The organism is Luteibacter sp. UNCMF366Tsu5.1 (genome assembly GCF_900119235.1).
Lineage (GTDB): Bacteria > Pseudomonadota > Gammaproteobacteria > Xanthomonadales > Rhodanobacteraceae > Luteibacter > Luteibacter flocculans.
Genome location: NZ_FPIS01000003.1, coordinates 565,955 through 575,833, shown reverse-complemented (window position 1 = coordinate 575,833; position 9,879 = coordinate 565,955). Strand labels below are relative to the sequence as shown.

General features: G+C 63.4%; 6 protein-coding genes. 4 read left to right on the top strand and 2 right to left on the bottom strand.

Features of this window, described 5'->3' with window-relative positions; all coding sequences use genetic code 11:
• The 4 genes from BT115_RS16280 to BT115_RS16265 form a co-directional block, all read left to right on the top strand.
• A partial coding sequence (locus BT115_RS16280; protein WP_218184775.1) for a hypothetical protein occupies positions 1-1,639 on the top strand: 1,639 nt, incomplete at its 5' end.
• A 567-nt stretch (positions 1,640-2,206) separates the two neighbouring features.
• On the top strand, positions 2,207-5,059 hold the full coding sequence (locus tag BT115_RS16275) for a dermonecrotic toxin domain-containing protein (RefSeq protein WP_143144598.1): 2,853 nt from the start codon (positions 2,207-2,209) through the stop codon (positions 5,057-5,059).
• A 75-nt stretch (positions 5,060-5,134) separates the two neighbouring features.
• A complete protein-coding gene (locus tag BT115_RS16270; RefSeq protein WP_072323648.1) occupies positions 5,135-6,985 on the top strand; it encodes a M1 family metallopeptidase in 1,851 nt (616 codons plus the stop codon).
• A 95-nt stretch (positions 6,986-7,080) separates the two neighbouring features.
• A complete protein-coding gene (locus BT115_RS16265; RefSeq protein WP_083527533.1) occupies positions 7,081-8,079 on the top strand; it encodes an alpha/beta fold hydrolase in 999 nt (332 codons plus the stop codon).
• Between the two features lie 19 nt (positions 8,080-8,098).
• On the opposite strand, the gene BT115_RS16260 is transcribed toward BT115_RS16265, so the two are convergent.
• Together BT115_RS16260 and BT115_RS16255 are read right to left on the bottom strand one after the other, a co-directional pair.
• Positions 8,099-8,866: a M48 family metallopeptidase gene (locus tag BT115_RS16260; RefSeq protein WP_072323647.1), complete on the bottom strand. Its 768-nt coding sequence runs from the start codon at positions 8,864-8,866 to the stop codon at positions 8,099-8,101.
• Positions 8,867-8,933: 67 nt separating this feature from the next.
• Positions 8,934-9,842: a recombination-associated protein RdgC gene (locus tag BT115_RS16255; RefSeq protein ID WP_072323646.1), complete on the bottom strand. Its 909-nt coding sequence runs from the start codon at positions 9,840-9,842 to the stop codon at positions 8,934-8,936.
• Between the last annotated feature and the right edge of the window lie 37 nt (positions 9,843-9,879).

Sequence of the window (9,879 nt, the reverse complement as noted above, 5' to 3'; positions counted from 1 at the left end):
CGACGGCCGCTCCACCAACTGGGTCCTGGGCATCGAGGGCTGCCGCGAGTGCACCCCGATGACCGAACATTTCCAGGAGCGCGAAGTGACTGGCTCCTTTCTCGACGCCGCCTACGACACCACCATTGCCCTGGCCAAGCGCAACGCCCATGACATTTCTCGGACCAGTCTGCGGGCCCAGGTCGACGGCTGGTTCGACGTCTTTATCGGCTGGAACCTGCCTTTGAACGTCGCCCGCGAGGTGATCGTCGGCACGATCCAGAGCATTCCCAACACCGCCAATGCCGCCTGGCGCTTCTACGACCACGTCAAGGCCGGTGAATCCATCGAAGGCTTCTCGGCCTTCGCCACGGCCTATGGCTCCGCCGTGCTCCTCGCGCACCCCTTCCGCTCACCGCGCTCCATCGGCGGCTCTTACGTGCGCAATGCCTTCCAAGCCAAGGGTTTCGTCAATAGCGGTCGAACCCTGACGGCCCCCGATGCCGTGTTCGAGAAGCGCTTCATCGCCAAGGGCGTGAGCGCCCCTGCCGGCCCCGCGCCCGCCTCGGGCGTCTACACCATCGGCGGCGATCGCTTCATCCATCAGGCCGGCAAGTTCTATCAGGTGCGCTTCGATTCCAACATCAATGGCTGGCGATTGACCTACAAAGGCACGCCGGATTCCACCTTCACCGGCCCGGCCATCGAACGCCTCCCCGGCGGGCAATGGTACTACCGACGCGTCGGATTGCTCGGCGGCATGGACAATGTCTCGATCGATCAGCTCACCACATTGAGCACGACCGTCCGCAATACCGCGACGCTCGCCCCTGAATTGCAGCCGCTATCGCAATACCAGCGAAGCGTGGTGCTGGGCAAACTGCTCGATCAATTGGGCTTCGATGACGCGCTGCAGGTCTCGCGCGCGATGAATGTGCAACCGGCTGCTGTGCATGCATCGCATCTTCATGCCTGGGACGTCGCTGTCGCTGCCGGCCGACAGGCACCCTTGCAGAATCCGCGCCCAGTCACGCTGCAACCCTCCCCCGGGTCATCGAGTGCAAGCACCAGTAGCGCAAGCCAGGTCGCGGGCCCATCGCGCCCAGTGCCCCCACCCAGCGCCAGCGCGCCAATGCAGCTGTGGAGGGACGTACTGACACAGGTTCGTTACGGACCTGGCCCTAGCTCTGGTGGATTACGCTTTTCTTGGCCAAAGACCGTCTATGTCTATATGTCGCGGCGCGAACTCGACGCAGCGATCAAGTCGTCGGGCCTCGCCATCCCGCAAGCCCACGTGAACGGCCAAACCTTGGGTGTCCCAGCGTTCAGGGTTCCAAGGAGGTCGCCCAGCTCGACGCCGGCCCATGTCAGCAGACAGCCTTCGGTAGCGCAGCTGGGCATCAATACCGAGGCCTGGGTACGGATCAATGTCGCTCAGGCCACGACCCGAATCAAGCAGAGTGGCGGATCGCCACTACAGCTTCTCTGGGTGCCGAGATCGAACAACAACACCTTCCTCCTGCGCCAACATTCGAACGATGGCCTGGTGTCGCACACCGCCAGCGCTGCGGACATGACGTTCCTGCCTGGCGAGTTCACATGGGGGTACATCAACCCGACGCCTACCCCACCGACCAGTGGCGTATCACTGCCCCGATAGGACTGACCCGCGGTCGTTGCGCTCCGGCGCAACGACTCGCTCCGACCCTCTCCGACTTTACCCCACGAGCGGCTGGTCCAACCACTGCCGGCCCGCATCGTATTCCCAACGGTAGCTCATATGGACATGATCCCCCCGCAGGCGCCCCCTGCTATCACGCAAGGAACAAACCAGGAGTCGATCGACGCCGTATCCCGGCTGGTCGATACACATGCATGGCTGCTCGATCAGCAGTCCGCTGTTCCCGTCGCTCCGGAATTGCGCAGCGCTGACGCGCTGGCGACTTACTTAACCACCTTGGACGCTTTCTGGGCGGCATCGGTAGCGAACGCGGACGGCGGTCCCAACGTGCCGCGGTCGGCTGCCCTGGCTTCACGATTGGCTTCGCTCATGCGGGACGAGGCCATACTGCGCGTCGCCGATGGCACGCTGACACCCGAGGCCGGCGAACTTGCCCTGCGTTTTGCGCGTTCGCGTGGCGGCTCACTGCCTCCCGGTCTGCACGCCGCGGAGCTGCTGCTCGACGGCGCTCCGGATATTGGTGCGGTCGTCGTCACTGACGAACGCATGCAGGACCTCGCACTGCTGTTCACGCCGGCGCGCGGGTGGGATGCCTTCGGCTCGCTCGCCGAGCTCCACGAGGAAACCGAGTATCGGGTCAATCTCGACATCGCACAGGGTACGCCTCCCCCGGTCGTCCCGCTCGAAGACCGCAACGTGTTCGACGACATCGTGCGAGTGGATTCACGCGAAATCGTTGGCGATCCGTTCGACGCCATGGCGGCTCGCCTCCTCGAAGTGCAACAGGAACGCCTGCGCAACGTCGTGGCCGATGTCGAAGAGGGCATTGTCGATGCCGACGGCGACGGCCAACACGCACTGACCATCCCCCAACTGAGCGAATGGCTCGATACCGCGTCTTTGCTGCGGACACGCAATGCGCGACTTGCCGCGACCCTTCTCGAAGAGCGGATGGCGTCCGTACCCGTGCATGTGCAGAACGAATGGCTGGACGCCGTGGAGAAGCATCAGGCCGAGTTGGAGAACAGCCAGGGGTTCGATGAGGATGGGACGTCCAATCTCGTGACACTGCGCGATTTCGCGCATCGGGCGGTGAAAGCGAGCATTGCCATGATGGGGCTGTCCCTCGACCCAGACGAGGTGACCATATCTGCATACAAACGGCCGAAAGACGAGTTCTCCGTCGAGCAGGACCTGACGAAAGCGACGCCTTTGGAAACCGTCTCTCTGACTGATCTGGCCCTCAAGAACGTCAGCATTCTGGACAGTCGATTTCTGGTGGCGACCGGCCCGAACGGGCAGAACCTGTCGCGACCGCTCACGCATGGCGCAATCATGCACCTGGTTCGCGATCTCGACATAGCGCTTAAGTACCACGATTACCTGCTCACAACCCTAAAAACCTCGTCCCGAGGTCAGCTCATCCGCGCACGCTCCGTCGAACTGCAGCGCGCACGCATGCGTCTCGACCTTGCCGAGGCCCACGTATCTCAGCATCTGCCGGACGAGCCCGATCAACTCCTGCCCGATCGTCTGGAACGGGGCTATAACTGGGTGAAGGCCATCGTCGATTCGCCTTCGCCGCAACTGCGTGCGCAGGTGGAGCGACACACGATCGTTGCCAGTCAAATCACCTACAACGGCGCCGTGGTGAAGGACGTGCTGATGATAAGCGCGGAGCAGGAGCTTGCCGTGCCCAACGTGGTGTTCTACACGCCTGACGCCCCCGACGGCCTTGCGTTTCGCGAGTTTCGCTCGCGCGCGGAGGCCAATGCCGCGTTCTCCAACTCCTCGGCCTTCGACGAATATCTTCTGGACCGACTGCCTAACGACGTCGCGGTCGTGGAGGCGGGCCGGCGAGGCCGCAAGTTCGCGCGAAGCGCCGCTAGCGAACGGTTCCGCTGGGTATTTGCACAGCCGTCGGACTCGCCGTCACGGCCTCGCAGGGCGTATCTGTTCAGCGAAAGGGCAATCCAAGGAAATGTGTTCGAGGCGCAGTACGATGCCGCGCTGTCGGTCATGACGCGGAATATCCAACCTTTTGCGCGCACGAGTTCCGCGGCGCTCGCCGACGAGTTTCCCGACATTGACGTGGAACGCGTTCAAAGACGGTTCTCCGCATTTATAGGAAGACCGTTCAATGCCGCCTGGCGAAGCTATGACAGGATCAAAGAGGGCGACTACTCAGAAGGCTTCGTCGAATTCACCGAAGCCTACGTCGCCGCGCTCGACTACATTCCTATTCCCGCACTCAAGTCATTGTCCGCACTCAAGTCGCCTCCCGCGCTCAAGACATTGAAGGGCCCCGCGATCATGGTGCGCACTGCGAGCCAGTCACGGCACGTGAGCGCAACGGGCAAGCGGCTTCACGATGCGGATACGGTATTCCCCGCCGCCTATCGATCGAGGGCCGATGCATCGAAGGCGCACTCAGTGGAACACGGCATCCATTACATCGATGGCAAGCCCTATATCCAACAGAATCGCGAGATGTACGCTGCGCGCTTCGATAGCGCCAACGGAACGTGGCGAATTATGCGGCCTGGTGCCCCGATCACCGCGTATGCCATCCCTGTAGTCAGGGATTCGAGCGGTATCTGGCGCTTCAACCGCAACGTGGGTTTGCTCGGCGGTAGCCCATCCGCCCGCCCGCCGGACCTATCCGCGATCCTGCGCAAGACCACGCGGCACGATCCCACCACGCGCGGCATGACGGGCCAGCAACTCGCGACCATGGAGCGACAACTGATCGAGAAGACAGGCAGTTACGAGGGGGCGCAGGCGCTGGCCCTGCGTCGCTCGCAGCTGCTCCCGATGCGCGAAAGCGAAAGCGGATACTGGAAAGCCGCCAGCGACGCTGCCCGAACCAAAACAACGGCCCGACCGGCCGCATCGCGTTCGATGCAAGCGGCTCTGCCTGGACGCCTCCCTGGCCGCACCCACGACCTCATCCCGGTCGATCGCTCCCTTTGGCCCGCGACGGTGCGCCACTTCACACGAGCGGATTCCCTCGCCAGCATCCGGACGGACTATTTCCTGAATCAATCGCTCAGGCGTCGCAACTATCCTGCCGGCGTCTACGTGACCACCATGGATCCCGCGACCGCCACCCGAGAGCAGATTGCCCGCGCCATATCGGGCCACAACCGATGGCGGAGAGGCGGCAATTTTCAGAAGAAAATGGACACCTGGCTGGAACTCGACACCAGCAAATTACCCCCAGGAACCACGATCTACAGAGTCTCCAACACAGCCGAGGGTACTTATGTGGTTCGGCCGCCGACGTTGACATCGGGTGCGCACGCTGCGAAGACCGGCGGACCCGTGCTACCCGCCCTTAATATCCGCGGTGCGATTACCTCCACAAGACAGTGGAGCAGCAGGCCGGCACTCGATTAGGGCTCGTGAGGGAGCTTGGAGGGCGGCACGGCGATGGCATACTGGGGCCTTTCTCAACCCGGATGATCCCCTGCGATGCGTCTGTTCCCCGTGTTTGCCCTCACCATGGCGTTCCCCGTCGTGGCCTTCGCCGCCGATCCCCACTCCTATGCTCAGCCGGCGGTGGTCCGCGTCACTCACCTGGACCTCGACCTCAAGCTGGACTTTGGCAAGCGCGAACTGGCGGGCAACGCCACCCTCAAGCTCGACTGGAAGGATTCGCACGCAAAAGATCTTGTGCTCGACACGCGCGATCTGAAGATCGCGCGCGTGGAGTCGCTCGACACCTCGGGCACGGCGTCTCCGCTGAAGTTCGCACTGGCGCCGCGCGACAAGGAACTGGGTTCCAAACTGACCATTGAAGCCCCTGCGCATCCGGCCAGCGTACGCATTACCTACGCCACCGTGCCGGAAGCCTCCGGACTGCAATGGCTCACGCCAGAACAGACGGCGGACAAGAAGCAGCCCTTCATGTTCTCGCAGTCCGAATCGATCCATGCGCGCTCGTGGGTGCCGCTGCAGGATTCCCCCGCCATTCGCTTCACCTACGATGCGCACGTGAGTGCGCCGAAGGACGTACGCGTCGTGATGAGCGCCATCAACGATGCGAAGCATCCGCTCAATGGCGACTTCACCTTCGACCAACCTCATCCGATTCCGTCCTACCTGCTGGCGATCGCTGCCGGCGATCTGGCGGTGAAGGAAACCGGCCCGCGCAGCGCGGTGTATGCCGAACCCAGCGTCGTCGGCAAGGCGGCCCACGAGTTCGAGGACACCGAGAAGCTGATCGCCACGACCGAGCAGCTGTATGGCCCGTACGCCTGGGGCCGCTACGACATCCTGGTGTTGCCGCCCTCGTTCCCGTTCGGCGGCATGGAAAACCCGAACATGACTTTTGCAACACCGACCGTGCTGGTGGGCGACAAGAGTCTTGTGTCGCTCGTGTCGCACGAGTTGGCGCATTCCTGGTCGGGTAATCTCGTGACCAGCGCGGCATGGCGCGATATCTGGTTGAACGAGGGCTTTACCACCTACGTGCAGGGCCGCATCACGGAAGCGGTCTACGGCAAGCCGCTCGCCGACGAGGAAGCGCTGCTTTCGGCGCGCGAACTGCAGAAGACCATCGGCGAGATGCCCGCCAATTCGCAAAAACTCACGCCCGATCCGCGTGGTGTCAGCGCGGACGATGCGTTGTCCGCCGTGGCATACGACAAGGGCTCCTGGTTTCTGCGTACGCTCGAGCAGCGCTTCGGTCGCGAGAACTTCGACGCCTATCTGAAAGGCTACTTCGCGCACTTCGCCTTTCAGAGCATCGACACCGACACGATGTTCGCGTACCTCAAGACCAATCTGCTCGACAAGTATCCGGGCAAGATGAGCGAGGCCGAGGCGCGCGCGTGGATCTGGCAGCCCGGCATCCCGAAGGACGCGCCGCTGCCGTCTTCGCCACGCTTCGATAGCATCGATCACCAGCGCGACGACTTCCTTGCCGGCAAGCTTTCCGCCGACAAGCTGGATGCCAAGACCTGGAACACCCAGGAATGGATGTACTTCCTCGATCGCCTGCCGGATGTCACGCCGCTGGCGAAGATCAAGGAGATCGATGCGGCTTGGCACCTCACAGGTACCCCGAATGCGGAGATCGGCATGCGTTGGTATGCCCATGCGATCGCGGCGGGTGACAAGGATGTATGGACGGCTGCTGCCGAACACATGACGCGGATTGGTCGCCTGTATCTGACGACCCCCGTCTATCGCGCGTTCGCCCGCACACCTGAAGGCCTGGCCTTCGCCAAGGCGACCTACGCCAAGGCGAAGAGCGGTTACCACCCCATGACTCAACAGGCCGTGGAACGCATCCTCGCCGGCACGCCCAAGAAGAAATAACGCAGTCTGCGGCAACGCCGCCGCGAAAGAACGCTTGCATCCCACCGCGACGCCCCGCATCTTGCGGGGCGTCCTTCCGCCCAGGCTCCGTCCCCATGGCCAACACCCCTTCCCCCGTCACCTCGACCACTCGGCCACTCTGGCAGCGGCTGCTGTTGCGTCGATTGAAGTTCCTCGTCGTGGTGGCGCTCGTGCTGGGAGTCGGCGCGGGCCTGGTCTATCTCTTCACACCCTCCCTGCTGCTCAAGGCGGATGCCGCGCGACTCGCGATGTCGGCGCACGTGCAGAAGAAAACGATGATCGCCGGGGATACCACGTGGTCGTATTACGAGGGCGGCGACGGCCCGACCATCGTGCTGTTGCACGGCTTCGCGGCGAACAAGGAAGTCTGGCTGGAGACAGCCAAGGGCCTGACCGATCATTTCCATGTGGTGATCCCGGACCTCGCTGGCTGGGGCGAGTCATCGCGCAACGACAACGGCGACTACGGCATCCCCGCCCAGGCGACGCGCCTGGAGGCCTTCGTTGCTGCCGTCGGGGCCCAGCGTTTCATGCTGGTCGGTCATTCGATGGGGGGCGCGATTGCCGGCGTCTACGCCGAGCAACATCCGGAGCGCGTCGCCAGCCTGATGCTGGTCAGCTCAGCGGGACTCAGCTTCAAGGAAAACGACTTCGTGCGTGACGTGAAGGCCGGTCGCGATCCGTTTCTTCTCCACGACAGGGCCGATCTCGATGCACTGCTATCGCGCATCTACCTCACGCCGCCGTCCATCCCGGGCCGCCTGAAAGATGCACTCGTCGAGCGCAACGAGAAGGACCATGCATTCATCGAGCGCACGTTCGCGGAGCTAACGCAGCCCGCGCAGGCCTATGCGCTCGATCCGGTGATCGGCAAGCTCGCCATGCCCGTGCTGGGCCTATGGTGCCGCGAGGACAAGATCATCGACGAGTCCGCGCTCGACACCCTGCGTAACGGCCTCAAGAGCTCGCCCTCCATCGGCGCCACGGTGCTCAACGGCTGCAACCACATGCCGATGCTGGAAAAGCCGGACGAAACGGCGCGGATCATCACCAGCTTTGCATTGGCACACTGAGGCTGCCGCGCTAGCGCGGTCAGTCGGCGACGTCGGCAATCAGGCGGTCCAGTTGCCGCTTCAACGCGCTGCCGTTTGTCCGCAGCCAGGCACGCTGTTCCTTGTAGTCAGGCGAGATCGTTTCCACCCAGTGCCAGAACTTCGGCGAGTGATTGCGCACCTTGAGGTGACACAACTCGTGCACCAGCACATAGCGAAGCGCCGCGGGCGGCGCCAGCGCGAGCGCAAGGTCGAGATTGATCCTGTCGCGCGTGTCGAGGCTTCCCCACAGGCTCTTCAAGGGGCGAATGCGTAACGCGGTGGGCGCGGCGCTGATCTGCGGAATATAGGCCGGCAACCAGCGCGATACGTCACGGCGAATCTGCATCTCGAAATGCGTGGCGAGCAGACCACGCGCGACGAGCAGGGCACGGGTATGCGGCCGGGGAATCTGCAGCACGATCTGGCCCGGCTCGTGTTCGACGCGGGGATACGGTCCTTCCGCCCAGTCGAGCACGACGTCCTCGCCGCGGAACGGAAACGTGGTCGGCACGCCGACGCGCAACGGCGGCAGCGGTTCGGCATCGAGGTTGAATTCGCCGAGCTTCTGCTCGAGCCAATCGACGTGATGACGGAGGAAGGCCGTCATCTGCGCCACGTGCGTACCGTTGGGATAGGTGAGCCGGGCGCCCTTGGGCGTGACCGTGAGGCGCAAACGACGCGCGCGTGGATGCGCCGCTTTCAGCACACGGATAGTGCTGCCCCCTGGGGCAGTCAGTTCAAGCCACTCACCGTCTTCCGATGCCATGTCGCGATTCTCTTGCTGATCCCGACGAACATCCCACGAACGCGTGTCACGCCCTGCGACTGCCGAGTCACTCCGGCCGGGGCAGCTTGAACCACTCTTCGAGCTTGCCCAGCAGGCGACCGTATTCCAGGGCCATCAAGGCGAAATTGGCGTCCATCTCGGCCGCGGCCGATTCGGGGCTGTCCGCCTGTTCATCGAGCACAACGTCCGTGAACTTGATTTTACGCAGGATCAGGTCTTCGCCAAGTACAAAGGAAATGCGGTCGTCGAAGACCAGACCCAACTGAAATACCTGTTTACCCGTACGCAGGTGCTCGCGAATCTCATCCGTATCGAGATCCTGCCGGCGGCACCGGGCAATGGCGCCGGTGGCCGTGGCGGGGTCGCGCAGTTCGCATTCGTCACCCAAGGCCAGGCCGGCCGGCAGCTCGCCCGTCGCCACCCAGTGCGTCATCAGCACCCGAGGCGACTCCTCCGGCGCCAGCGGCACCGCGGGGAAGCTGCCCAGGGCCTCGCGAATCTGGCTCAGGGTGTTTTCGGCCGACTTGCGGCTGGACGTATCCAGCACGAGCCAGCCCGCTTTCTTGTCCGCATAGGCTTTCATGCGCGAGCTGCGCACGAAGGCGCGCGGCAGCAGCTCGTTCATGACGTCATCCTTGATCTTCTTGCGCTCGCGCCCGCTGACCTTGCGTCCTTCGTCCTCGGCGATCTTCTGCACGCGGTTGGCCAGCTCGTCGTTCACCACGGCAGACGGCAGGAGCTTATCTTCGCTGCCCACCGTGACCATCGTATGGCGACCCACGCTGTGCGTGAGCGCTTCCTCGTTGCGGCCGAGCGGCGAGACGAAGCCGCGTGTGGACATCTCCATCGGACCGACCGGCCGCAGCCGGTGCTCGGGCAGCGCCTCGTCGAGGCGTTCCAGGTCGGCGGCGACAGGCTCGGAAAAACGGAACAGCGTCAGGTTGCGAAAGAACATGGATCGACAAATCTCGTGCGAAGGAGAGGCCATGACG

Excerpts from the sequence above, each read along its gene's own strand:
- BT115_RS16255 (WP_072323646.1), bottom strand. The coding sequence starts at position 9,842 with ATGTTCTTTCGCAACCTGACGCTGTTCCGTTTTTCCGAGCCTGTCGCC.
- BT115_RS16270 (WP_072323648.1), top strand. The coding sequence starts at position 5,135 with ATGCGTCTGTTCCCCGTGTTTGCCCTCACCATGGCGTTCCCCGTCGTG.
- BT115_RS16260 (WP_072323647.1), bottom strand. The coding sequence starts at position 8,866 with ATGGCATCGGAAGACGGTGAGTGGCTTGAACTGACTGCCCCAGGGGGC.
- BT115_RS16265 (WP_083527533.1), top strand. The coding sequence starts at position 7,081 with ATGGCCAACACCCCTTCCCCCGTCACCTCGACCACTCGGCCACTCTGG.
- BT115_RS16275 (WP_143144598.1), top strand. The coding sequence starts at position 2,207 with ATGCAGGACCTCGCACTGCTGTTCACGCCGGCGCGCGGGTGGGATGCC.